Source organism: Pedobacter cryoconitis, from assembly GCF_014207135.1.
Lineage (GTDB): Bacteria > Bacteroidota > Bacteroidia > Sphingobacteriales > Sphingobacteriaceae > Pedobacter > Pedobacter cryoconitis_D.
This window is the reverse complement of sequence record NZ_JACHCC010000009.1, coordinates 70036-96297: the sequence shown is the minus strand read 5'-3', so window position 1 is coordinate 96297 and position 26262 is coordinate 70036. Positions and strand designations below refer to the sequence as shown.

General features: G+C 40.3%; 20 protein-coding genes. 8 read left to right on the top strand and 12 right to left on the bottom strand.

Annotated elements, in window-relative coordinates:
- Nucleotides 1–211 precede the first annotated feature (211 nt).
- The gene (locus HDF25_RS17160) at nucleotides 212–1033 is read right to left on the bottom strand and encodes a universal stress protein (protein WP_260409397.1); all 822 of its coding nucleotides are present in this window, start codon (nucleotides 1031–1033) and stop codon (nucleotides 212–214) included.
- A gap of 196 nt (nucleotides 1034–1229) precedes the next feature.
- Here HDF25_RS17160 and HDF25_RS17155 point away from each other — a divergent pair, with 196 nt between their 5' ends.
- Together HDF25_RS17155 and HDF25_RS17150 are read left to right on the top strand one after the other, a co-directional pair.
- On the top strand, nucleotides 1230–1904 hold the full coding sequence (locus HDF25_RS17155; RefSeq protein WP_184626971.1) for a FadR/GntR family transcriptional regulator: 675 nt from the start codon (nucleotides 1230–1232) through the stop codon (nucleotides 1902–1904).
- A gap of 38 nt (nucleotides 1905–1942) precedes the next feature.
- Complete coding sequence (locus HDF25_RS17150; protein WP_184626969.1) at nucleotides 1943–3169, top strand: MFS transporter; 1227 nt, start codon at nucleotides 1943–1945, stop codon at nucleotides 3167–3169.
- A 65-nt stretch (nucleotides 3170–3234) separates the two neighbouring features.
- Here the strand turns inward: HDF25_RS17150 and HDF25_RS17145 are convergent, their stop codons facing one another.
- The 3 genes from HDF25_RS17145 to HDF25_RS17135 are packed head-to-tail and all read right to left on the bottom strand — an operon-like array spanning nucleotide 3235 to nucleotide 6368.
- Complete coding sequence (locus tag HDF25_RS17145) at nucleotides 3235–4356, bottom strand: TIGR03364 family FAD-dependent oxidoreductase (protein ID WP_184626967.1); 1122 nt, start codon at nucleotides 4354–4356, stop codon at nucleotides 3235–3237.
- Entirely contained in the window at nucleotides 4353–5675 is a 1323-nt protein-coding gene (locus tag HDF25_RS17140) for a DUF5690 family protein (RefSeq protein WP_184626965.1), read from the bottom strand. The genes HDF25_RS17145 and HDF25_RS17140 overlap by 4 nt, the downstream gene beginning before the upstream one ends.
- Before the next feature lie 3 nt (nucleotides 5676–5678).
- On the bottom strand, nucleotides 5679–6368 hold the full coding sequence (locus HDF25_RS17135) for an HAD-IA family hydrolase (protein ID WP_260409396.1): 690 nt from the start codon (nucleotides 6366–6368) through the stop codon (nucleotides 5679–5681).
- A gap of 128 nt (nucleotides 6369–6496) precedes the next feature.
- Here HDF25_RS17135 and HDF25_RS17130 point away from each other — a divergent pair, with 128 nt between their 5' ends.
- The 3 genes from HDF25_RS17130 to HDF25_RS17120 all read left to right on the top strand — a co-directional run bounded on the left by HDF25_RS17130 (nucleotide 6497) and on the right by HDF25_RS17120 (nucleotide 12120).
- Complete coding sequence (locus tag HDF25_RS17130; protein ID WP_184626963.1) at nucleotides 6497–7894, top strand: ATP-binding protein; 1398 nt, start codon at nucleotides 6497–6499, stop codon at nucleotides 7892–7894.
- Nucleotides 7895–7900: 6 nt separating this feature from the next.
- Entirely contained in the window at nucleotides 7901–9562 is a 1662-nt protein-coding gene (locus tag HDF25_RS17125) for a response regulator (protein ID WP_184626961.1), read from the top strand.
- A 173-nt stretch (nucleotides 9563–9735) separates the two neighbouring features.
- The gene (locus tag HDF25_RS17120; protein WP_184626959.1) at nucleotides 9736–12120 is read left to right on the top strand and encodes a phosphocholine-specific phospholipase C; all 2385 of its coding nucleotides are present in this window, start codon (nucleotides 9736–9738) and stop codon (nucleotides 12118–12120) included.
- Here HDF25_RS17120 and HDF25_RS17115 read toward each other — a convergent pair.
- Complete coding sequence (locus HDF25_RS17115) at nucleotides 12117–13403, bottom strand: GAF domain-containing sensor histidine kinase (protein WP_221450940.1); 1287 nt, start codon at nucleotides 13401–13403, stop codon at nucleotides 12117–12119. The genes HDF25_RS17120 and HDF25_RS17115 overlap by 4 nt on opposite strands.
- Nucleotides 13404–13688: 285 nt before the next feature.
- On the opposite strand from HDF25_RS17115, the gene HDF25_RS17110 reads away from it, so the two are divergent.
- Nucleotides 13689–14669: a chitinase gene (locus tag HDF25_RS17110; protein WP_184626954.1), complete on the top strand. Its 981-nt coding sequence runs from the start codon at nucleotides 13689–13691 to the stop codon at nucleotides 14667–14669.
- Here HDF25_RS17110 and HDF25_RS17105 read toward each other — a convergent pair.
- Genes HDF25_RS17105 through recJ form a run of 3 tightly spaced genes read right to left on the bottom strand, consistent with a single transcriptional unit; the run spans nucleotide 14666 to nucleotide 18641 of the window.
- Nucleotides 14666–16180, bottom strand: a complete 1515-nt coding sequence (locus HDF25_RS17105; protein WP_184626952.1) for a GH3 auxin-responsive promoter family protein — start codon at nucleotides 16178–16180, stop codon at nucleotides 14666–14668. The genes HDF25_RS17110 and HDF25_RS17105 overlap by 4 nt on opposite strands.
- A gap of 15 nt (nucleotides 16181–16195) precedes the next feature.
- Nucleotides 16196–16930: an LPS export ABC transporter ATP-binding protein gene (lptB, locus tag HDF25_RS17100; RefSeq protein WP_184626950.1), complete on the bottom strand. Its 735-nt coding sequence runs from the start codon at nucleotides 16928–16930 to the stop codon at nucleotides 16196–16198.
- The gene (recJ, locus tag HDF25_RS17095) at nucleotides 16914–18641 is read right to left on the bottom strand and encodes a single-stranded-DNA-specific exonuclease RecJ (protein ID WP_184626948.1); all 1728 of its coding nucleotides are present in this window, start codon (nucleotides 18639–18641) and stop codon (nucleotides 16914–16916) included. Before recJ ends, lptB begins: the two co-directional genes overlap by 17 nt.
- Before the next feature lie 147 nt (nucleotides 18642–18788).
- On the opposite strand from recJ, the gene HDF25_RS17090 reads away from it, so the two are divergent.
- On the top strand, nucleotides 18789–19556 hold the full coding sequence (locus HDF25_RS17090) for an MBL fold metallo-hydrolase (protein WP_184626946.1): 768 nt from the start codon (nucleotides 18789–18791) through the stop codon (nucleotides 19554–19556).
- Here the strand turns inward: HDF25_RS17090 and HDF25_RS17085 are convergent.
- The 3 genes from HDF25_RS17085 to HDF25_RS17075 form a co-directional block, all read right to left on the bottom strand.
- The gene (locus tag HDF25_RS17085) at nucleotides 19543–19956 is read right to left on the bottom strand and encodes a response regulator (RefSeq protein ID WP_260409395.1); all 414 of its coding nucleotides are present in this window, start codon (nucleotides 19954–19956) and stop codon (nucleotides 19543–19545) included. The two genes, HDF25_RS17090 and HDF25_RS17085, sit on opposite strands and share 14 nt — an antisense overlap.
- A 145-nt stretch (nucleotides 19957–20101) precedes the next feature.
- Nucleotides 20102–22987 (bottom strand): aminomethyl-transferring glycine dehydrogenase, encoded by a 2886-nt coding sequence (gcvP, locus tag HDF25_RS17080; RefSeq protein ID WP_184626944.1) that lies wholly within the window; start codon nucleotides 22985–22987, stop codon nucleotides 20102–20104.
- A gap of 79 nt (nucleotides 22988–23066) precedes the next feature.
- Complete coding sequence (locus HDF25_RS17075; protein ID WP_184626942.1) at nucleotides 23067–23780, bottom strand: pyridoxine 5'-phosphate synthase; 714 nt, start codon at nucleotides 23778–23780, stop codon at nucleotides 23067–23069.
- Nucleotides 23781–23802: 22 nt separating this feature from the next.
- Here HDF25_RS17075 and HDF25_RS17070 point away from each other — a divergent pair, with 22 nt between their 5' ends.
- Nucleotides 23803–24804 carry a polysaccharide deacetylase family protein gene (locus tag HDF25_RS17070; RefSeq protein ID WP_184626940.1) on the top strand — a complete coding sequence of 334 codons (1002 nt, stop codon included), beginning with the start codon at nucleotides 23803–23805 and terminating at the stop codon, nucleotides 24802–24804.
- Between the two features lie 50 nt (nucleotides 24805–24854).
- On the opposite strand, the gene ahcY is transcribed toward HDF25_RS17070, so the two are convergent.
- Entirely contained in the window at nucleotides 24855–26171 is a 1317-nt protein-coding gene (gene ahcY / locus HDF25_RS17065; protein ID WP_184626938.1) for an adenosylhomocysteinase, read from the bottom strand.
- Nucleotides 26172–26262 lie beyond the last annotated feature (91 nt).

Genomic DNA, 26262 nt, shown 5'->3' with positions numbered 1-26262 from the left:
TTTTTAAGCACAGAATCAACCTTGTGATTATGCTGCGGTTTATCAATTTTTTGCTTTCCCTGACTCTGACAAGCCTGAATAAAGGAGCTAAGAAATAGTAAACCAAATATTAACCTTTTCATTCTCCAAATATCGGGACCAGTCTTTGATTATTATAATTGATTGTTTTAATGGTTTTGATTAGTAATAACGATGGATGTGTTGTGGTATATCAGACTGGTATAGAAAGTAAAGGTATATTGAGGCCAGAGGCCATGACACGTGTTTTACTCCGGTGTACAATGCTTGCCCAGAAACCATATTTTTTGGGGACCATAATCAGCAGGTCGGCCTGAAATTCCTTAATTTCTTTTTCTATTTCCCTGATAACCATAATTGATTTGACATTTTTATAATAATAAGTGACACCGTCGAGGCTATCGTCAAGTGCATGGATAACCGAAGCATGGGCTTCCTCTGATCTCAATATTTCCAGTTTTTGATCCACATTAAAGATTTCAACCTCTGCTTCGAGATCGATAGCAACTTCCTTGACACGTTCCAGCACTTTTTTGGATAATCCACGCAATACATCACAGGCGAAAAGCACCTTTTTTGTCCCCGCGAAATGGGCATTTACAGGTACCGCCAGCACAGGAAGTTTTAAGTTTTTGATTGCATAGGAAGTTGTGTTACCCCAAAGTTCCTGTTCCAGCGTTTTTTCAGGCATGCCTAAAACAATCAATTCGGCCTTGTATTTTTTGATCACTTCCTTAAGCTCGTCTTCAATAAATGAAAAGGCACATTCATGTCCGACCTCAATCCCATAATCGTAGGAAAGGGAAAAAGCTCTTTCAAGCAACCTGATCTCATTTTCAATCATTAATAACTGAATACTTGAAGCTGGTAGTAGTGTATTAGCCGCATGGAAGGGAATGACAAAGGAATTGAACAAAACTAGTTTTGCTTGTTTATGTCTCGCTATTTCGGCTGCATACTCCACTGCATTTTCAGCTAATTCAGAAAAATCAGTTGCGGCGATTATGGTCATCATATCAGATTGGTCTTTAAACCAATTTAATCAGATGTCTTTAAATTATCATTGTTTACTTGGTTAGGGAAAACAATTTTACAATGAGATAACCAATTCAGGGTAAATGGGCGGTTTTGGAAGAGACCTTTACGGACAGGGATTAAATTTTCATTTGGTAAGTTATTAAATATCCTCTACCTTTGAATCATCAGATGATATGATGAATAACAATAATTTAATCTCCCGAAAATCATTAGCCGATGAGGTTGCCGAAAAACTTCAGCAGCAAATCGCCTTTGGCAATTATAAGGTCAATGAAAAACTGCCTATAGAACCTGAGTTAATGAAAACTTTTGGCGTTGGCCGTTCTACTATCAGAGAAGCTATCAAGATTCTGTTGAATTCTGGTTTATTAAGAGTACAGCAGGGGATCGGAACTTTTGTGGAGAATTCAACTGGTATTAAGGAACCGCTGTCGCAACGTTTAAAACGAGCCGACAGAAAGGATCTGGACGAGGTACGGCAACTACTGGAAATGAAGATTGCTGAAAAGGCAGCTTTAAACAGAACAAAAGCTGATCTGGTAAAAATATATGACTGGCTTAAAGTGCGGGACAAAGCAGCAAAACATGATCAGCTGGAAGAATGTATAGATGCAGATATTCAGTTTCACATCGCTATTGCTGAGGCCTCAGGTAACGATATTCTGATAGACCTGTATAAGTCAGTGGCTATCCATCTGAGAAACTGGTTTCTGGAGATCTACAAAGACACGAAAGCCTTCAGGGAAACAAGTCATCAGCATAAACAGCTGGTTAAAAGTATAGAAGCTGGTGATGCAAAGAAAGCCTGGAGCAACTCAGCGAAAATTATAGGACATGTTTCTCAGTAAAATGAATTTATAAAGAAGTTAAAAACAAATTGATATTGATGGAAACTAATACAGCAACACTCGACTCCTCTACAACAAAAGCAATCATCCAAAAGACGATTTATCCGATACTCTTTACAATCAGTTTTACACATTTACTGAATGATATGTTACAGGCAGTTATTCCTGCCGTTTATCCATTATTTAAGGCGAAGTTTAATTTATCCTTTTCACAAATTGGGTTGATTACGTTAACCTATCAGTTAACGGCTTCCTTGTTGCAGCCTTTTATAGGGCACTTTTCTGATAAAAAACCAAGACCTTATTCTCTGGCTGTCGGAATGGGGTTCACGTTGATGGGGCTGGTTCTGGTCTCTTTGGCGACAAGTTTTATGGCAATCCTGGTTTCAGTTTGTTTTATTGGATTAGGTTCATCAGTTTTCCATCCGGAAGCTTCAAGAGTAGCACACATGGCTTCGGGAGGTAAAAAAGGACTCGCGCAATCCATATTTCAACTTGGAGGAAACGCGGGAAGTGCAATAGGTCCGTTACTGGCTGCACTGATTGTTATTCCTTACGGACAATTTTATATTATCTGGTTTGGAATTGCAGCGGTCCTGGGAATTCTGATCCTGATACAGATTGGCAAATGGTACAGTGATCATCTGGATCTCAAAGTTAGTGGTAAAGTGCGTACCCTGGACGAGAACAGGCCAGCACTATCGAAAAGAAGGGTTGTTATTTCTATTGCCATTCTCCTGGTCCTGATCTTTTCAAAGTATTTCTATATGGCCAGTATGACCAGCTACTTTACCTTTTATCTGATTGATAAATTCCATGTTTCTGTGCAGCAATCACAACTATATCTGTTTGCCTTTTTAGCCGCAGTGGCTGCGGGAACAATGATAGGCGGGCCATTAGGTGATCGTTTTGGCAGAAAGTATATTATCTGGATTTCTATTTTAGGAGTTGCACCCTTTACCTTATTACTTCCTTATACGGGATTATTTTTAACAGGCGTGCTGGCAGTAGTAATTGGGGTGATTATCTCTTCCGCTTTTTCAGCGATTCTGGTTTATGCTACAGAGCTGATTCCGGGTAAAGTAGGTATGATTGCGGGGCTGTTCTTTGGTTTTGCTTTTGGTATGGGAGGGGTAGGTTCTGCTGTACTGGGTAAACTGGCCGATCAGACAAGTATCGAATATGTGTTTAAAGTATGTGCTTTCTTACCTTTGCTAGGTATCATTACCGGTTTTCTGCCTAATATAGAGCAAAAGAAAAAGTAATTTCTTTGTTATATTTAATATATAGAAAAAGCGGCAGGATTCAGTTCCTGCCGCTTTTTCTATTGTTAAACTCTGGAAGCAATGTATTGTTCACATAAACCTAAAGATAAAGTCATTCCGTTACCACCAAGACCATTGATGATGGTCACTCCAGGTGCAGCTTCAGTAATGAGCTCGGTCGCTCCATTGGTCATTTTAGGATAGATACCATGCCATGACTGAAGCATTTTCCATGATTTGAAACTGGCAAAAGTATGCAGGTATTCTATAATCATGTTGTTGATAAACTCCTTGTCAAACGGATCATGGACCAGGCCATATTCATGAGAATCTCCGATGGTTAATTCTCCGCTTCCGTTTTGTGATACCATCACATGGATACCCCAGTTTAAATGGGTTGCATATTGTTCTTCATACCTTTTGCGTAAAGCTGGTAAAGAGGAGGCAGCCTGAAAACCCGGATAATGGATCATGGATAATCCACCACATAAAGAAGGGCCTATACGCCATTCATCAGGTTGAGTTACCAGACGCATCATCTGTAACTTACATTTGGTAATTTCTGCCGAAGCAAATAACTCAGGGTATAGTGTTTCAAAATCAGCACCACTGCAGACAAATATTTCATCTGCTTCCCAGTTTTGGTTTCCTGAACTAACTTTTGGATGTTCAATCCGGCTGATTGCGGTGTTCCAATGAAAAATCACACCAAACTTTTCAGCCAGGTAAGAAGCGACCTGGCCTATAGCTACTCTTGATTCGATGATCATTTCCTCACCGCTCCATAAGGCTCCTTTCAGTCCATTCGTATTAATAGCAGGTGATTTTTGTAATGCCTGCTCAGCAGTTAGCAGACTACAATTCCGGTGCTGACTGTTAATATTCACATATTCACTCATGACCTGTAATTCATCATCATGATAGGCCAGGTGTAATGAACCTACTTCATCATGCCATATTTTAGCCTCTGTACAGATCTCTTTCCATATGCTGCGGGATAACATCGCTCTTTCAAACATAGGGCCTGTAGCTTGTCCGATAGGCCATACCATGCCGAAATTCCGGATCGATGCACCAACGGCACGTTCGTTGCGCTCGATAATGGTTACTTGATAACCTCTGATTGATAATGCACGGGCAGTAGCTAAACCTACAATACCTGCACCTATTACTATAGCAGTCTTCATAAGGAAACGATATTAAATTGTTGCTCAGTTTTTTTTTCTTTCTTTTTGTTTTTCTGAGCAGTCTGTAAAAAATAAATAAGTGATAGTACACTGCTGATACCACCAACTATGGAGACCAGCATAATGCCTTCTTTAAAAAATATGCCCCAGCTGATGTTGGGTCTGGCTAATTCCTTGGTTAATAAAATACTGATGCTGGCCAGATAACCTGCGGCATCAGCAATATACATCAGAAAACCAACGTTACTGCGGTAATTGAAAGATGCAATCATCCTTTCAAAAAAGATGGCATTATAAGGTACATAGGCTAGATAGAGACCCAGTCCGGCCATAGTCATCCAGGTGATCGGATTAATCATTTTATGATCAAAGAGATAAGTGGACATGCCTACCAATATACATCCTCCAATAATAAACAAATGGATAATACTAAAGGCTTTGAGATTCTTTTTAACCAGAATAAGCAGACTGATTGCCGTTAACACAATAATAGAGATAAACAGATCAATATGTGTATAAATATTATTGCTCTTGACTCCGAAATCGGCCCAGATCTCTACTTCAAAATTATCTCTGACATCACGCATAATCGTTAACATGACGTAGATAATTACAGTTAAAATAATGCCTGGAAGAAAACGTATCAGAAACATCCTTCTTTCCTGAGCGTTCATTGGAGAACGCTCTACCCTGAGTTTTTTATCTTCTGCCGATGGTGGAGGAATCAGTTCCAGAATAAATACAAACAGGACAAGAGGGATCACAAATAATGCTCCTGTAAGGAAAGGCATATGATATTCGTTCACATGAAATACCGTCAGTAGAGTGCGGCCAACGGTCTTGACAAAACCAGAGGCAAAGATCAGACTGATTGACATCACCGCGGCCATAAATTCTGTTGACTTTCTTCCTTCCAGATAACCGAATACCAGTCCCCAGATCATTCCCAGAGGGAAACCATTGATAAATAAAAAGGCAATATTCCATGGAGCAGGTACCAGTGCAAAACCTAACAGTGCCAGCCATGAAATGCCAATAAGCACTAAAATACTCTTTGCGCGGTTATTCCCTTTTATTTCCGAAATAAAACGGATCCCGTAAAATTTGCTCAGGGTATATCCCAGAACCTGGGCAATCACCAGCCACACTTTATAATCCACATGGAAGTACTGATGGTCTATAAAAGTACCCGCAGCAAAAGCTTTACGGAAAGCGTACATCGCAGTATAAGTGCCAAAAGCAGCAATAGCGGCAAGAAGAGAAAGCACAGCATAGGGGAGTCTGGCAACTTTAGCCCGCAGGTGGTTCATCAGTTCCATAATTTATCCGTTTACCAGGGTTAAAATCTGTGACATATCATCGATAATATGTGTAGGATGGTAAGTTTCCAACTCCTCACGGGTAAAAATCCCGGTAGTTATACCGATTACATATTTACAGCCTGCATTTTGTCCTTCATGAATATCCACTTCGGTGTCACCAACTTTGATAACCTGCAAAGGGTCTGTAAGTCCGCATTCCTTCATCAGCTGCTGAATCATGAATGGATGAGGGCGGCCTAGTTCAACTTCATCCGAGCCGATCACGTAATCAATAATGCCTTTTTCTTTCCACTGTAGACGATTGATAATGACATCTGCAATATCTTTCGAAAAACCTGTATTGATACCCACTTTAATTCCCTGCTCATGTAATGTGCGGAGTGTCTCTTCTACATTTGGTAGTGGTTCAATTGCCGGGCCATTCTGATAGAAATCAAGCATTTGTCTGACAAATTCAGTATGAATGCTGCTGATCAGTCCGGCTGTTATTAAGGATGTATCAGTTTCATGCATTTGAAGTAGCTGTTGTATCGCCAGGTTCTTCTCATAACCCATCAAAGGGTTAATCCGGGTTAAATTAACAGTGTAATTGTGTTTCTTTAAAGCGGCCTGAAGTGCTTTACTGACCTCATGGTTATCTTTAATTGTCGTGCCGGCTATATCAAATACTGCTAGTTTTATTGGCATCATATCTGGTGATCTTTTGTTTAGCAATACTAAACTTTGTTTATTAATATCAAATAACCATAATGTTAAGCTTTGGTAAACAAAGGATTTATTCCTTATGATGTAAAGCTAAATTTAGTTAATTTTAGCGTATGGATATTGTAACTCTTTCATGGCTAAAGTCTCTCGAAATTTTTATAAATGTCCCTGATGATCAGTTACAATGGTTTCTGGATAACAGTAAAAACCATTTACTGGAAGACGGCAGTTTTCTGACTTCACCGGGCGACGCAATTACCGGCCCCCATCTGGTTATCTCCGGAAAACTGGATCTATATCTGATGCAAAATGGCTCAAAGCGGGAGTTCGGCGCTTTTACAAGTGGTGATATTATGGGTTACTTACCCTATTCAAGGGGTAAGGTTGCTTCTGGTTATGCACAGGCGAATGGTACAGTGCAATTACTGAGTTTTCCTGTAGAAAGAATACAGGAGATGATTAAAAATCATTTTGAACTCACACAGGCATTGGTCCACGTCATGAGTAACCGGGTACGTGAATTTACCGCATTACAACAGCAGAATGAAAAAATGATGGCTTTGGGTAAACTTAGTGCCGGCCTGGCGCATGAGCTGAATAACCCGGCATCTGCAATTGTAAGGGATTCTGTTTCACTGAAAGAACACCTGAAGATGAGCTCGGAAGTCTTTAAAAAAATTGCTTCGATTACTATGGATTGCGACAGTATAGATGCGCTGAATACCGAAGTTTTTAAAATACTGGCTGTAACCGATCATCCTCATTTAACCTTAAAACAAAGAATGGCACTGGAGGATGAGATCAGCAGCTGGTTTGAAGAAAGGGAGGTAGAAAACGGATATGCAATTGCGGAGAGTTTTGTGGATTTCAATTTCAGCATCACTGATCTGGAGGCATGTGCGGTAACTGTCCCTGGCAATTTATCCCCTGTATTTAACTGGATCAGTAATCTGCTGATTACTGAACGGATGGTTGAAGACATACAGGAGTCATCGAGACGTATTGCCGATCTGGTCAATTCAGTCAAGACATTTACGCATATGGACAGGGGGCAGGACAAACAATTTGCCGATATTCATACAGGTATCCGTAATACGCTGACCATGTTAGGTTATAAAATCAGAAAGGGGAATATAACAGTAGTGGAAGATTATGATGAAACGCTTCCACCGGTAAAGGCTTTGATAGGTGAACTTAATCAGGTATGGACTAACCTGGTTGATAATGCGCTGGATGCTATGGAAACGAATGAGCAGGGAACACTGACCTTAAAAACAGAGAAGGACAGGGATTTCGTAAAAGTTACTGTAACAGATGACGGACCGGGTATTCCAGCTAGTGCCCTGCCCAATATATTTGATCCTTTCTTTACGACCAAACCGATGGGGAAAGGAACAGGTATGGGACTGGAAGTAGTCCAGAGAATCGTGCACCAGCATAATGGTTCGGTAAAAGTCAGCTCTAAAGGCGGGCACACTGAATTCGTAGTCTGTTTTCCATTTAATAATTAACACCACATGAATTTACCCATAATTTTCTCTATAGATGATGATCCACAGGTTTTGCGCGCGATCAGCCGTGACCTGAAAGTACAATATGGTAAGGAATATAAAATCATAAGTACTACTTCGGCACAGGAAGCATTAGAAATGCTGACTGAGCTTAAAAATAGTTCTGATGTGGTCGCCTTGTTCTTATGCGATCAGCGGATGCCCGAAATGGAAGGGGTTGCATTCCTGGAAAAGGCCATTGTCTTGTTTCCTGAGGCCAAGCGTGTATTGCTGACGGCCTATTCAGATACTGAAGCTGCAATCAGGGCAATTAATGAAGTAAAACTGGATTACTATCTGATCAAACCCTGGGATCCGCCTGAAGATAAACTATACCCGGTTATCAATGATCTGCTGGAAGACTGGCAGGGAGATTACATTCCTGAATTTAAAGGGATCAGGGTTGTCGGTTTTCAGTTTTCTCCATTGTCACATGTGGTGAAGGATTATCTGGCCAGTAATCTGATCCCATATCGCTGGATGGATATTCAGAAAAATCCGGATGCAGCTGGACTGTTGTCCATTAATCAACTAACGAATGATGATCTGCCCCTGGTGGTGCTGGATGATGGTACTTTTCTGAGTAAACCTTCGATTAAAGAGATTGCTACAAAAATAGGGAAGAATCCGGAAATCATCCATGATATGTATGACGTTGTTATCATTGGAGCAGGCCCTGCCGGATTGGCGGCGGCAGTTTATGGTGCCTCAGAGGGATTGAAAACACTCATGATTGAACGTAAGGCCCCAGGAGGACAGGCAGGAACAAGTTCCAGAATAGAGAATTATCTTGGTTTTCCATCCGGACTGAGCGGTGCAGATCTGACCAGACGGGCGATTAGTCAGGCAGTACGTCTGGGCGCAGGGTTTCTGTCCCCCCAGTCTGTCAGTGATATTAAACAGAAGGATGGCTATAAAACCATTATACTGGAAGACGGGCCAGAAATTGTAAGCCGGACCGTAATTATAACTACCGGAGTAGATTACAGGAAGCTGGAAGTGAAAGGTATAGAGAACTTTACCGGAGCAGGTATCTATTATGGGGCAGCGATGACTGAAGCCTCTGCCTGCAAAGAGAAAGATGTCTACATTATTGGTGGAGGTAACTCAGCGGGGCAAGCGGCTATGTATCTTTCCAAATTTGCTGCGAATGTCAGTATAATCATCCGGAAGGATAGTCTTGCGGCCACGATGTCTTCCTACCTGATTGATCAGATCGGGCATACTCCGAATATTCATATCCTGCCTCATACCGAAGTGTTGGAAGCAGAGGGGCAGAACCATCTTGAAAAACTGGTACTGATTAATGTTAAAACAAAAGAAACAACCGAAAGGGAGGCTGCTGCACTTTATATATTCATTGGCGCAAAACCCTATACTGACTGGTTGAAGCTGGATATCCTTAAAGATGAAAAAGGCTTTATTGAAACGGGACGTGAACTCAGAAACTACGAGAACTTTACCAAATCCTGGAAACTCAAGCGGGACCCGTTTTTACTGGAAACAAGTTGTCCTGGTATTTTTGCTGCCGGTGATGTACGTTCAGGAGCGATGAACCGTGTGGCTTCTGCCGTGGGAGAAGGTTCAATGGCTATTAGTTTTGTCCATAAATACCTGGCAGAAGTTTAAAAAGATATATCTGTAATCCACCATTCTGCTATCTTCAAGTTTTTATTGTTTAACAAAAGCTTTACAATTAAGAATTATGTAGCCGATATCTTTGTTAAAGCAATTATTTCAGCTAATATAGCGGGACAACTCCCAAATGTTCCCGATTAAGTAATATATATTGATTAACAAGAATGGATTCTAGAAGAGACTTTTTAAAGAAGGCAGCCATGTTTTCAGGCGCTACTGGTTTGGCCAGTGTAATTCCAATGTCTATACAAAAGGCAATGGCAATTGAAGCAGATCCCGGGACTACTTTTTACGATGCGGAACATGTCGTTTTTCTGATGCAGGAAAACAGGTCTTTCGATCATATGTTTGGTAAAATGAGAGGAGTAAGGGGATTTAATGATCCAAGGGCTGCTATCCTGCCGAACAAAAATAAAGTATGGTTGCAGCAGGATGCTTCAGGAAATACCTTTGCCCCTTTCCATGTTGATATTAATAAAACAAAAATTACCTGGCAGGGTGGGCTTCCACATTCATGGAATGACCAGGTTGCTGCAAGAAATATGGGTAAATATGATAAATGGGTACCTGTAAAATCTTTAATGACCCTGGGGTATTATGACAGAACTGATATTCCATTTTATTATGCACTGGCTGATGCTTTTACCATCTGTGATCATAGTTTCTGTTCTTCACTGACCGGTACCACACCCAACAGGTTATTTTTCTGGACCGGGACAATCCGGCCTGAACAAAACGGAAAGGCTATCGCTGCGGTTGACAATTCGCAGGCAGAATCACATACCAATACATTTGTAGACTGGGATACTTTCCCAGAGCTGCTTGAAGAACACGGTGTAGACTGGAAAGTCTATCAGAATGAATTATGGACTGTTAATTTACAGGATAAAAGAGTAGGGGACTGGGTGGATAACTACGGCGATAATGCGCTGGAGTATGTGAAACGCTATAATGTGAAACTATCTGCCTATTTCCGTAAAAACGGAGATAAGACCAGTAAAAAAGAGATCTTAAGTGCAGAACAGGTTCAGCAGAAATACAATAAACTCAGTCAGAAGGAAAAGAATCTTATTGATAAAGCATTTGCTACAAATATTGCGATCAAAGGTGATTACCTGGAACTCGAACCCTTTACTTATACCAATGACCAGGGAGTTAAAGAAACTGTAGAAATTCCTAAAAATGATATCTTTCATCAGTTCCGGGAAGATGTAGATAAGGGTAAACTGCCAACCGTATCCTGGTTGGTTGCCCCGCAGCGGTTTTCGGACCATACAAGCTCTCCTCTATATGGGACATGGTATGTTTCTGAAGCCATTGATATCCTGACCAAAAACCCTGAGATCTGGAAAAAAACAATTTTTGTCCTGACCTACGATGAAAATGACGGGTATTTTGATCATCTGCCTCCATTCGTTGCACCCAATCCAAAAGATACGGATACGGGAAAGGTTTCCGAAAAAATGGATATAGATGTGGAATGGGAAGCTAAAAAAGGAAGCCCGATAGGTCTGGGATACCGTGTACCTATGCTGATCGCTTCACCCTGGAGTAAAGGAGGATATGTAAACTCACAGGTATTTGATCACACCTCATCGCAACAGTTTCTGGAACGTTTTTTAAGTAAAAAAACAGGTAAAAAGATCAGAAGTCACCAGATCAGTGACTGGAGAAGAGCTGTCTGTGGTGACCTTACTTCTGCTTTCCGACCTTACAACGGAGAGAAGATAGCTCATCCTGAATCTCTGAAAAAAGAGGAAGTGGTGACTAGCATCCAGAATGCTAAAAATAAACCCAAGCAAGTCACTCCTGATGCATTGACCAAAGAAGAAATTGCTGCAATTAACCTGAATGCCTCATTTTCGCCCCAATCTCCTGCTGTGATGCCTGTTCAGGAAAAAGGGACAAGAAAAGCCTGTGCTTTACCTTATCAGCTATTTGCTGAGGCCAGTCTGAATGAGCAGAGGACAGCCATAACATTGAATTTTGCATCTGGGAAAACAGGTTTTGGACAAGTGCTGGAACCAGTAGGGGCTGCATTTAATGTTACCTCATTAAGCCTGTATGCTGAAACGGAAGGAAAAAATTGGGACTATGCAGTAAATGGGGGCGGTCAGGTCAGTCATCAGCTTGACCTGAACAAATTCAGCGATCATAGTTATAATCTTGCTGTAAGAGCACCTAATGGATTTTACAGGCATTTTAAAGGAGGTAAAAATGATCCTGCGCTCCAGGTATCCTGTTTATATGAAAAATCAGGGCTGCTGAAAGAAAAGCTCAGCGGAAACATAACCGTTCTGCTGGAAAATAAAGGAGAAGAAGCCTTGAATATAATCATAAATGGTGGGGTATATGGGCCTGATGATTCCCGAAAAATCCAGTTAAAAGGAAGAAGCAAAGAAAGTATAACCATCAATCTTGAAAAGAATTCAGGATGGTATGATTTTACAGTGCTGACCGATGAACCTGGTTATAGCAGACAATATGCCGGACATACTGAAACCGGAGAAGAATCTATTTCTGATCCTTATATGGCGGGTATCCTTTAATTAAGTTCCTGTTGTTTAAGAATGGGTAGAGAAACAAAGAATGAACTTCCATGGTTCTTACCTTTACTCTCTGCCCATACTTTACCTTTATGGCTCTCTGCAAGCATCTTGACTATAAATAAACCCAGACCATAAGATTTCTCATGAGCAGTAGGGATAGAACTTAATTTGGCAAATTTCAGGAACAATTTTTTCAGATCATCTTCATTTAATCCAAGGCCATCATCCTTGAATTCAACAACCAGCTCATCTTCATGAAGTGAAGTATTGATTGTAATTATAGCTCCTAAGTGTGAATACTTCATTGCATTGCTCAGCAGGTTATCAAAAATATCCAGTATACGGTCTTTGTCGGCATAAATTAAAACTGATAATTCATTATTGATAATCAATGTTTGATTTTTCGCAGTTAATGAAAGCTCGAAAGACTGTTGTAATTGTGTAAGGAGTTCTGTAATCATCAGAACTTCATAAATTAATTCAATATTGGAATTTTCATTTCTTGCGTCTGTCAGCAGGTTATTCAACTTTTGCTCTATGCCTTTAGAAGAAGCCTCGATCTTAGCGGCCATGTTAAATACTTTCTCACTGCTGATCTCCCTGCTACCTAATAACTGTGCGTACAGAGAGATAGAGGTCACTGGGTTCTTCATATCATGGGCCAGCCTGTGCAGGCGATCATCATAGGCCCTGACAATTTTTCTGTTGACCAGACGGGTTTCCAGTTTCTCCATAACCACTCTCGAAAGTAACTGAAGCATTCTGGATTGTTGTTCTGTAACTACTGTCCTGGGTTCAGCATCGAGTACACAAACGGTCCCCAGTGCAAATCCATCCGCTGTGCGTATTTGTGCGGCTGCATAGAACCTTACCCCCCCAGGTCTGGCGATATAGGGGTTTTTCATTAATTCTGGAAATTCATGTGTATCATGGAATATGGTCAGGTCGTTCTCCATGATACTTAATGAACACAGACCGTAGGCTCTTGAAATATGATCAACTTCAATCAGGCTGCTGCTTGCTTTGACAAAAACACGGCCTTTATCTACAAAGGTTACAAAAGCCTTTTTTGTGTTGAATATTTCTGCAGCCATTAAAGCAATAGTATCAAAATCTGTTTCAGAAGGGGTGCCTAATATTTCATATTGGTATAGTTTCTTTAATCTTATCTCGTCATTGCCGGGAATAAGATTATCCGGCGTTTTAATTTCTGTCATTGATTTCGTATTTCTGAACCTGTCTGATTGGGGTAATAAGCCATTTTTCTGCAATCTATTCTTCATTTTAAATTATGCCTGAAGAATTATATTATGAATTAAACAAAAAACCGGATTGATTGTTGTATGAATTGTTCTTTTATAGAATGATGCGGATTAACTATTTGTCGAAACAAAATCCTGGTCTGACCGGGTATATAAACATTAACGGTAATGAACCACTGATCAGGACTGATTCTGGTATGATTATGTATGAAATTATTCAATTTTTTTAAATTATGGGTATATTTAGACTTTGCATAGGATTTATTAAGTTTCTTCTCTCTCAGGTGTAAGCCTGTAAAATTAATTATGATACAAAAAAAGGTTAAATTTATTGCTGGAGCCCTGATCTGTTTATGTTATTTCCTTCCCGCGGAAGCATTTAAATTAAGAAATCCTGTTCAAACCAGGGCGGTTGCTTCATTTTCTACCTTAATTCCTCAGGCACAATTCAATAAGCTTTTTCCTTTAAGAGACAAGTTCTTCACTTATCCCTCTTTCCTCAAAGCTGTACAGAACCTGGCACAGGTAAAAGTCAGAATTGAGAAAAGAGGGCCTTTTATCTATAAAATTACAAGATCCGATAAACGTACCGGTAAAGAAACGGTTGTTCGTCAGGATAAAGACTGGAACGAGAGCTGGGCACAGCAAAAAGAATACAGCAGCGTCACAATTGATTATGGCTTATTTTGTAATAATCAGGATCTGAAGACCAATCAGAAAGAACTGGCAGCTTTTTTTGCACAGGTTGCCCATGAAACCCGGAACGGACGTGATGGACAATTTAATGATGGGCTGATGCTGAAGAGAGAATTGGACACTGTTAAAAACTATGTAGTTAATAATGTAATTTATCCGGCGCTTCCAGGTAAAAAATACTACGGACGTGGTCCGCTTCAGTTAAGTTATAACGGTAATTACGGCTTCGCCTCTGACTGTATCTATGGAGATAAGAATAAATTACTCAGTGACCCCGATCTATTGCTTAAAGATCCGGTAGTTTCTTTTGAAACGGCTATTTATTTCTGGATGACCCCACAGGGGATTAAACCTGCTGCACATGATGTAATTAATGGGAAGTGGAAACCTACAGCTGCAGAACAGGCAAAAGGATGGTCTGCCGGGTTTGGGCTGATCACTAATATTATCAACGGTGCTATTGAATGTAATAAAGGGGAAACAGTGGCCCCGATGAAAAACAGGATGGCTTATTATCAGTATTATCTGCGTGCTTTTGGTCTGACAGATACTAAAAATTGTTCCTGCGGTTCTATGCAACCTTTTCCTTAATGCTGTAGTAAAGGCAGGATCTCATCCACGTACTTTCTTTCATTCGCCAGTCTGGGTACTTTATGCTGTCCACCTAATTTGCCTTTTGATTTCAGCCAGTTATAAAAAGTATCTCTTGGTGCATTGTGAACCTTAGGTCTGCAAAGAGCCATATTATTAAAACGTTTGGCATCATAATCAGAATTAATCTCCCGGAGTGTCTGATCTAGTATATCAACGAATTTCTCAAAATCGTCCGGCTGCTGATCAAATTCAATTATCCACTCATGCCCTCCGGCTTCATTTCCACGGAAATAGATCGGACATGCTGTATAATCCTTAAAAGCGGCACCAGTTTCCTTACATGCTTTACTGATAGCCTGTTCAGCATTATCTATAATCACTTCTTCTCCAAAAGCATTAATAAAATGTTTGGTCCGGCCTGTAATTTTAATTCTGAAAGGCGATAAAGAGGTAAACTGAACGGTATCCCCGATTACATATCTCCATAATCCTGCATTGGTAGAGATAATAATTGCATAATTCTTGTACAGCTCTACTTCTCCAAGCGTAAGTGTTGCAGGGTTATCATCACAAAGCTGTTCAAGTGGTAAAAACTCATAATAAATTCCATAATCAAGCATTAAAAGCATTTCTTCCGAATTCATCTGATCCTGTATGCCAAAGAAGCCCTCAGAAGCATTATAAGTCTCCAAGTAATACATGTCGTCCCTGGGGATTAATTCTTTAAACTGCTCTCTGTAAGGACTGAAATTAACAGCGCCATGAAAATAAAGCTCAAGATTAGGCCATACTTCCAGCAGGTTTTTTTTGCCGGTGATTTCCAGGATCTTTTTTGCCAGAACAATCGTCCAGGTAGGTACTCCCGATATATTGGTTACATTTTCTTTAATGGTGGCCTCAGCCATTCTATCCATTTTCTGTTCATAATCGTCCATCAGAGCGATAGAAATATCCGGTGTACGATAGTATTCAGCCCACATTGGCAGGTTTTTGATCAGAACTGCCGATAGGTCACCATAAAATGAATCTTCATTTAACTGGTTAATCTGATGGCTGCCTCCAAGTACCAGGGCTTTTCCTGTAAGAATCTGATTGTTGTGTTTATTGTTACAGAAGATAGAAATCATATCCTTACCACCTTTAAAATGGCATTCTTCCAGTGCTTCGGGTGATACCGGGATAAACTTGCTTCTGTCACTGGTGGTTCCCGATGATTTGGCAAACCATTTGATTTCGGACGGCCAGAGAATATTTTGCTCTCCCTGAAGCATCCGCTCTATATATGGTTTTAAAGTATCATAATTTTGCAGTGGAACACGTTGCTTAAACTGTTCAGGAGTTTCAATAGATTTATAATCATATTTTTTTCCCCATTCTGTATTTTCAGCACAGGAAATCAGGTTATGGAACCACTCTTCCTGGACATCTACAGGATATTTCATGAAAAGCTCGATCTGATGAACACGCTTTTTCATATACCAGGTAAAAATAGAATTTACAATTGCCATGCTCGGTTTTATAGATTATAAGTTTTTACTGCGTAGTACGAAATTGGAACCTAAGTAAACTTTTCTCACCATTTCATTTGCGGCAAGAATTTCCGGAGTACCAGACTCCAGTATTTTTCCTTCAAATAGCAAATAAGCTCTGTCAGTAATGGAAAGTGTTTCCTGAACATTGTGGTCGGTAATCAGGATGCCGATATTTTTATTTCTGAGTTTTGCAACGATGGTCTGGATTTCTTCTACTGCAATCGGGTCAACCCCGGCAAAAGGCTCATCCAGTAAAATAAAATTGGGACTTGCAGCAAGCGCCCTTGCAATTTCTGTTCTTCTGCGTTCCCCTCCTGATAAAAGGTCACCACGGTTTCTTCTGACTTTGTGCAAACTGAACTCATCAATTAATTCCTCCAGTTTTTCTTCCCGTTCGACTCTGGTCATCGAAGTCATTTCCAGGATAGCCATAATATTGTCTTCTACAGATAATTTTCTGAATACAGAAGCTTCCTGAGCTAAATAACCAATTCCCTTTTGTGCTCTCCGGTACATCGCATCTTTGGTGATATCCTCATCATCCAGGAAAATGCTGCCTTCGTTAGGTTTGATCAGACCGACAATCATATAAAAAGAAGTCGTTTTTCCTGCTCCGTTAGGCCCCAGTAATCCCACAATCTCTCCCTGGCTTACACTAAACGAAACGTCATTAACGACAGTCCGCTGTTTGTATTTTTTTATAAGATTATCAGCTCTTAATATCATTTATATCTTGGTTATTAATCCTAATTGCTTTAATATTCAGTTGTAAACGCTTTTGCTCTTTCCACACATTCTCTTCTATAGTATAGCAGACAGAAAAAGGCTGATCGGGCAATAATAGTTGTTCAAATTCAGCAAGGCCAAATCCAATGGCTTCAAAAATAACGGAATTTTGTTGTTTAATGCTCAATTTTAAATGTTTTGCACCTACAATATAAGATCTTCCGGCCAAAATCAAGCCATGACTTACAAACACCGGAGCCGGGTTCATTGGTCCGAATGGTGCCATCTGGGCAATAATGCGCTGGAATTTTCCATCTATCTGCGCCAGATTGATTTCGTTGTCAATATGGATTTCCGGACAAAGTAAATTTTCTGTTATAGTAGAAGCAACAATATTTTCAAAGCGGTCAGTAAACTTCCCGATATTTTCAGGTTTCATGGTTAGTCCGGCTGCAAATTTATGTCCGCCAAACTGTTCCAGTAAATCGGCACAACCCAGTAGGGCCTCGTAAAGATCATAGCCAGCTACAGAACGGGCTGATCCGGTAAGCATTCCATTAGAATGGGTGAGGACAATGGTAGGTCTGTAGTATTTCTCCGTTAAACGCGAAGCCACTATACCGATTACTCCTTTATTCCAATGCTCATTATAAACTACTGTAGTTTTTTTACTGATCAGTATTTCAGAATCATCAATTAGAGCCAGTGCCTCGGCTGTAATGTTCTGGTCAGATGTTTTGCGGTCTGTATTTTGTATATTAATAAAAAGACTTTGCTCGGCAGCCAGCTCATTCGCTGTGCACAGCAACATTTTGACGGCCTGATTACCATGGTCCATCCGCCCCGCTGCATTAATTCTCGGTGCCAGGGTGAATACCACATCTGTAATTGTAAAATCCTTGTTTTTACCACAGCTATCCATCAATGCTTTCAGGCCGATACATGGATTTGTATTTAATTTGATTAGTCCGAAATAGGCAAGGGTACGATTTTCATCTATTATCGGAACAATATCAGCTGCGATTGAGACCATGACCAGGTCAAGGTACTTTTCATAATTTTCTGCCGGAAGACTATGTGTCTGACAATATGCCTGGGCCAGTTTAAAACCAATGCCACAGCCGGCAAGTTCTTTAAAAGGATAGGGGCAATCTGATCGTTTCGGATCCAGAACAGCGACTGCTTCAGGAAGTTCATCTCCTGGTAAGTGATGGTCACAAATAATAAAATCTATCCCCAGGGTATTTGCGTAGGCAATTTTATCATTGGATTTAATGCCACAGTCCAATGCTATGATCAGTGTTATCCCTTGTTTTTTCGCATAATCAATTCCGGTAACAGAGATTCCGTATCCTTCCTTGTGCCTGTCTGGGATATAGTACTCTATTTCACTGGTAAACTGTTTGAAAAAGCTATAGGCGAGAGCTACAGAGGTTGTTCCGTCAACATCATAATCGCCATATATCAATATTTTCTCATGAGCAGCTAATGCGCGGTCAATTCTGGATATAGCTTTATCCATATCCTTCATTAAGAAAGGATCGTGAAGCTGTGTCAGCTGGGGACGAAAGAAGTCTTTTGCTTCCTGAAAGGATGAGATACCTCTTTGTACTAAAATCTCAGCTAAACTCTTATCTATATTTAATTGTTGTGCAAGCAAACCTGTCGTTCCCTCATCACCCTTTACGGCTTGCACCCATCTTTTCTTCATTTAGTTATTATCGTTTTTAGTTTTTTAATTTAAAAAGGCCTGCCCAGCTGTAATGACCGTTTGATGAAGGTATTTCATACAGGTTCCCTATCTTTGTAACCGATGTAAATATATCATTAATTATTCTTTTGACTAATACCTACGCCATTGCAAGTTTTCACTTTATATGAAGGTTCTTACTCTGTAGCAGCCGACAAAAAATTTATTCCTTTTAATCCTCAGACAGATAACCCTAAAGACAGACCAGGGTCCCTGTTTATTCATGTTAATCCTTTTCTTGTCAAACATGGGGATAAATTATTGTTGCTGGATACCGGGCTCGGTTACAGTAACAGTAAAGGAGAGCTGATTATACATGAAAATATCAGGAGAGCAGGCTTTAATCCTGAAGATGTGGATTATGTATTGATGTCTCATTTACATTTTGACCATTCCGGTGGGATGGTACATCAGAAGGATGATGGAATGGAGCTGAGCTTTCCGGATGCAACCTATGTCATTCAACGTGGAGAGTGGGAGGGGGCATTTACCAATACCTCATCTTCATACAGAACAGAAATCTTTGATTTTCTGCAACGTAATGCACAATTAGCTTATGTTGATGAAACAGGTGACTTTTTGCCCGGAGTTAAACATATACTAACAGGCGGGCATACTCCATACCACCAGGCCTGGTTATTGGAAGATAGTGAAGATAAAGTTTTCTTCGGCGGTGATGTATTACCAGAGCCTGAAGAACTGATCAAGAAATTTATTGCTAAATACGACTATGATGGCCGTAAATCCATGGAATTAAGGGAAGAATTCGGACAAATGGCTGTTGCAGAACATTGGAATTGTCTCTTTTACCATGGTAAAAGCAGGGCGACAGGTTTTGTTGAATTGGGTGCTGAAGGGCAGTTTAAGCTGGTGTAGCACCTGCACTTTTGCCTTCAAACAGTTCAATCAGTCGTTCTATAGAAAGGGGTTTAGAAATAAACCCTTTTACTGTTTTATAAGTTTTGGCTTTTTCAATATCGTTTTCATATACGGAAGATGAAAGCATATACATGTCAATTTCCGTTTCTATTCCTAGTTTCTCATAGGCTTCCAGAAATTCCCATCCATTGAGTACCGGCATATTTATATCTATCAGGATCAGATGAGGCAGGAGCTGATTCGTGTCTATCAGTTCTTTCAGGTAATCAATAGCTAGCTGTCCATTCGTTTGAGCTACCATTTTCGCTTCATAGCCTGTTTTTTCTACAATCTTTTTAATGATAAAAATATTGATATCGTCATCATCAATTACCAGTAGGTTAATCTTAGTATTCATCAGCTTGAATTTTATGAAAAGGGAGTGCGTATTGTTATAAAGATATAAAATAGAAATGTAAACTGATTCTCTGTTGATTTATTATTTAACAAAAGAAGGGTCATTTCTTCAAACGACCCTTCTTTTGTTTAGGAAATCAGATTTTTTATAATGTCGCTTCTTCTTCCATATAACTTTCAATCGGAGGACAGGCACAAACCAGTGACCTGTCACCAAATGAATCATTAACTCTTCCTACCGAAGGCCAGAATTTATGTTCGGCAACATAGGCTAATGGGAATGCAGCAGTTTTTCTGGTGTAGCTATGTGACCATTGGTCTCCAGTAACTACAGCTGCAGTATGTGGTGCATTTTTCAATGGATTGTCAACTTTATCCAGTGTACCTTTTTCAACCATGGTGATTTCATTTCTGATGGCAATTAATGCATCACAGAAACGGTCGAGCTCATGTTTAGGCTCACTTTCTGTAGGCTCAACCATTAGTGTTCCAGCTACAGGGAAAGAAACTGTTGGTGCATGGAAACCATAATCCATCAATCTTTTCGCAATATCAACCACTTCGATACCAAAGTTTTTGAATTCACGACAATCCAGGATCATTTCATGTGCACAACGGCCTTTACTTCCTGAATAAAGAACAGGGTAGTGTTTCTCTAAACGCGCTTTCATATAGTTCGCGTTTAAGATCGCATATTCAGTTGCACTTTTCAATCCCTCTCCACCCATCATGGCAATGTATGCATGAGAGATAATCAGGATAGAAGCTGAACCCCATGGGGCAGCAGATACAGCGTGAATTGATTTTTCGTTATTGATATTTACTACAGCATGTCCTGGTAAATATTTAACCAGGTGAGCAGCTACACCGATCGGACCCATACCAGGACCACCACCACCGTGAGGGATACAAAATGTTTTATGTAAATTCAGGTGACATACGTCAGCACCAATATTTGCCGGGCTGGTTAATCCAACCTGAGCGTTCATATTTGCACCGTCCATATAAACCTGTCCGCCGTTAGCGTGGATAATTTCACAGATTTCGATGATACTTTCCTCAAATACACCATGTGTAGACGGGTAAGTAACCATGAAGCAGGACAGATTATCTTTATGCTCTTCAGCTTTAATTTTTAAGTCAGCGACATCAATATTTCCGTTGGCATCACATTTAACAATAACGATCTTCATACCGGCCATTGCTGCTGACGCAGGATTGGTACCATGTGCAGAAGAAGGAATTAAAGCGACGTTACGCTGATGATCACCACGATCCTGATGGTAAGCTCTGATGACCATCAGACCTGCATATTCACCCTGAGCACCAGCATTAGGCTGTAAACTCATAGCTGCAAAACCGGTAATTTCACTTAACCAACGGTCTAGTTCGTTAAATACGGTATAATAACCTGCCACCTGATCTGCCGGGGCAAAAGGGTGGACCCTGCCAAATTCTGCCCAGGTAACCGGGATCATTTCGGTAGTTGCATTTAATTTCATGGTACATGAACCTAAAGCAATCATCGAATGACAAAGCGAAAGATCTTTTGCTTCCAGAGATTTAATATAACGCAGCATTTCATGCTCTGAATGATGCGAATTAAATAAAGGATGGGTTAAATAAGCCGATGTACGTTGTAATTCAGCAGGAATTACTGTTTCAATGTTTTTTTCTTCAGCAAGCTCAACACTGTCAGCAGAGATCGCTTTTACTTTAGAAAATATTTTGTTCAGTAATTTAATATCTGCAATGGAAGTAGTTTCATCCAGTGAAATTGTAGCTACAGTACCAATGTAATTCAGGTTGATCTCGTTGTCAATACACTCTTTGTGGATTGAGTCTTTTAGATCACCCAGGTCTACACGGATTGTGTCAAAATAAACCTTGTTTAATTGTTTATAACCGATTTTCTCAATGGATTGCGAAAGTGCAACAGCTAAGCCATGGGTTCTTTCAGCAATTAATTTAAGTCCTTTCGGGCCATGATAGACCGCATAGAAACCAGCCATAATAGCTAATAAAGCCTGTGCAGTACAAATATTTGAAGTTGCTTTATCTCTGCGGATATGTTGCTCTCTTGTTTGCAGCGCCATACGCAAAGCGTAATTGTTATGACTGTCAATGGTTACGCCGATAATTCTTCCCGGGATGGAACGTTTATATTCATCCTTAGTCGCGAAAAATGCAGCATGAGGACCACCGAAGCCCATTGGTACACCAAAACGTTGTGTAGTACCAACGACAATGTCTGCTCCCCATTCTCCCGGAGGAGTTAATAAAGTCAGACTCAGGATGTCAGCTACAACTGTTAATTTAACATTTTTAGCATGTGCTTTTTCTGCAAATGAACTATAGTTAAATACCTCTCCGTTTCCGGCCGGGTACTGAACGATAGCGCCGAAAAATTCTTCTGTTGCCTCGAATGACTGGTGGTCACCGATTACCAGTTCAATTCCGAATGGATTTGCACGTGTTTTTAAAATATCTATAGTTTGCGGGAACAATAGTTCCGAAACGAAGAATTTACGGGCCTGCTGATTTTTACGTAAGCTGAATTGCATAAACATTGCTTCAGCAGCAGCAGTACCTTCATCTAATAAAGAAGCATTGGCAATTTCCATACCTGTCAGGTCGATGACCATAGTCTGAAAATTAAGCAAAGCCTGAAGACGGCCCTGAGCAATTTCAGCCTGGTATGGAGTATATTGTGTATACCATCCTGGATTTTCCATTACATTTCTCAGAATCACTCCCGGCGTAGTGGTATCATAGTATCCTTGTCCGATATAAGATTTAAAAACCTTATTCAGTGAAGCAGTTTGTTTAAGACTCTCCAGGTATTCTTTCTCAGACTTTGCTACTGGTAAATTTAAGGGTTGTTTTAACCTGATTTTTTGAGGAACAGTTTGTTCGATCAGTTCAGCAACAGAACCCAGACCAAGGGTGCTTAACATGGCGTCAGTATCCTCCTTATTTGGAGCGATATGACGGTTTTTAAAGTCTTCTTTGTAATGGATGTTTAAACTCATGACGGTTAACAATAAATTTGCGCAAAGGTATTAAAATTTCAGGTTCATTCCAATGGAATACCCTGAACAAAATGTTATTCTACAATTGTTTCAGATAAAGCTGAATGGTGTTTTCCAGACCTAAATACAGCGCATCACTGATCAGGGCATGACCAATGGAAACCTCCAGCAGATTAGGAATATTTGCAGCGAAATATTTCAGGTTATTCAGGTCCAGATCATGACCGGCATTAATTCCTAAGCCTAATTTATTTGCAGTATGCGCCGCCTGTGTATAAGGAGTGATTGCCTTTACCGGATCTTTCAGGTAATTAGCCGCATAAAACTCAGTATAGAGTTCTATACGATCAGTTCCTGTAGTCTGAGCTGCTTCTATAATCTCTCTGACAGGGTCTGTGAAAATAGAAACCCTGATCCCTTCCTTTTGGAAAAGTTCTACCATCTCTCTCAGATAAACCTGATGTTTTACTGTGTCCCAGCCATGATTGGAGGTGATTTGCCCTTCGGCATCAGGGACTAAGGTTACCTGTGCCGGCTTGTTCGCCAGAACCAGATCTATAAATTTCTGCTCCCTGCAGTTTCCTTCTATATTAAATTCAGTTGAAATGGCTGTTTTAAGATCGAATACATCCTGATAGCGGATATGTCGCTCATCAGGTCTTGGATGTACAGTGATTCCTTCTGCACCAAAACGTTCACAGTCAAGTGCTACCTTAACCAGATCTGGATTGTTTCCCCCGCGACTGTTGCGTAACGTGGCTATTTTATTGATATTTACTGATAGTTTTGCCATGTACAAAGATAATCCATAAAACATGAACAGGTATAATATTATTGTAAACAGGTTGGTCGCGGCTATAGTTATTTGTGTTTTTTTATCATTTGGGGCAATTGTCAGTCAGGCACAGGAGGTAATTAAAGATTATACAGTGTATAACGGCGTTGCGAAAGTGCAGGGAAAAGAGCTTTTGATCCTCCGGAAAATGGAAAAGGCAGGACAGCAGTTTTATCTGACTGTAGATCCTCATACCTTATCCACCCAATTAACCCCTGCTTCTGCTGCAGTGATTAAAGCTATGGACTGGAAAAGCCTGAAAATATACTTTCAGCAGACACCTTATTTTAATGCCTGGGCGACAGCCGCCAAACAATCTCTTGCTTTACAGGATGCTGGTGTTACTCACGGTTTCCCAAAAGAAAAGGGTATTACGCTGACGATAGATCTTTGTCCGTCTCATAAGCCACTTGACCGGATTATTTTTACCTCATTGATCAGTGAATTTGCTAAAATTGAACAACCGGTGCCTATTGCACTTTCTATTACCGGCCGTTGGATGCTGACACATACTGATGATCTGAACTGGCTGAAGGAACTCGTCGCAAAGAAAGAAATTGATATTACCTGGATAGACCATTCCTTTAATCACCATGTGAGTGCTACAGCCCCTTTAAAGACTAATTTTCTGCTGGAACCAGGAACTGATATGAATTTTGAGATACTGGGTACCGAACTGGCGATGCTACAACATGGTCTGACCCCGTCTGTGTTTTTCAGATTTCCCGGTCTGGTTTCTGACCAGCAGGTCGTGGATAAAGTACTCGCTTATGGGATTATCCCGGTAGGTAGTGATGCCTGGCTGGCAAAAGGGCAAAAGCCTTCGGCCGGAAGTATTGTTCTGATTCATGGAAATGGAAATGAACCAGTGGGTGTGGCCGATTTTATGGTGTTACTTAAAAATAAAAGTACTGCGATTACCAGCAAACAATGGCTGATGTATGATCTGACAGAGAGTGTAGAAGATGAATTCGGGAAATAAAAAAGGGATGCAAACCTTTCGGTGCATCCCTTTTAAATCTATATAACAGCTTAGTATCTGTAAGCTTCAGGTTTGAAAGGACCTTCAACTGGTACACCGATATAATCAGCCTGTTGTTGATCTAATACATCTAATTCAACACCAATTTTAGCTAAGTGTAAACGGGCTACTTTCTCATCCAGGGATTTAGGAAGAACATAAACTTTGTTCTCATATTTGCCTGGATTAGTCCAAAGCTCTAACTGAGCCAGGGTCTGATTAGTGAAAGAAGCAGACATTACAAAACTTGGGTGGCCTGTAGCACAGCCTAAGTTTACTAAACGGCCTTCGGCTAATAAGATAACATCTTTACCGTCGATAGTATATTTATCAACCTGAGGTTTGATTTCTACTTTGGTATTACCGTAGTTAGCGTTTAACCAGGCAACATCAATCTCATTGTCGAAGTGACCAATGTTACAAACGATAACTTTATCTTTCATAGTTCTGAAATGCTCAGGACGAACGATGTTACAGTTACCTGTAGTAGTTACCACAATATCAGCTTCTTTAACAGCTGTAGCGAATTTCTTCACTTCATAACCTTCCATTGCAGCCTGCAATGCACAGATCGGATCGATTTCAGAAACGATTACACGTACACCCTGTGAGCTTAATGATTCAGCAGAACCTTTACCTACATCACCGTAACCGGCAACTACAGCAACTTTACCAGCAAGCATTACGTCAGTAGCACGACGGATCGCATCTACCAATGACTCACGGCAACCATATTTGTTGTCAAATTTAGATTTAGTTACTGAATCATTTACATTGATAGCTGGTAAATGTAAGGTTCCGTTTTTCATACGTTCGTATAAACGGTGAACACCAGTAGTAGTTTCTTCAGATAAACCTTTGATTGCAGGAATCAGTTCAGGGAAACGGTCAAAAACCATGTTGGTTAAATCACCACCATCGTCTAAGATCATGTTTAATGGCTGTTGCTCAGGGCCAAAGTGTAAAGTTTGTTCGATACACCAGTCAAAATCAGCTTCATTCAGACCTTTCCAGGCATAAACCTGAATACCAGCCGCAGCAATAGCCGCAGCGGCGTGATCCTGAGTAGAGAAGATATTACATGATGACCAGGTTACTTCTGCACCAAGTTCAACTAAAGTTTCAATTAAAACTGCAGTCTGGATAGTCATGTGCAGACATCCTGCGATACGTGCACCTTTTAATGGTTTTGAAGGACCAAATTCTGCTCGTAATGACATTAGGCCTGGCATTTCTGCCTCTGCTAATCCAATTTCTTTACGGCCCCATTCTGCCAGTGAAATATCCTTTACTTTGTAAGGGATATAAGTAGTCTCTACTGATGACATATTTATTTTATTAAGTAATTGATTTGTAGTTAATTAAGTTGTTTTGAGTTTTGTGTTGTCCACTATTTGCCAACCTTTTATAAAACTCCTT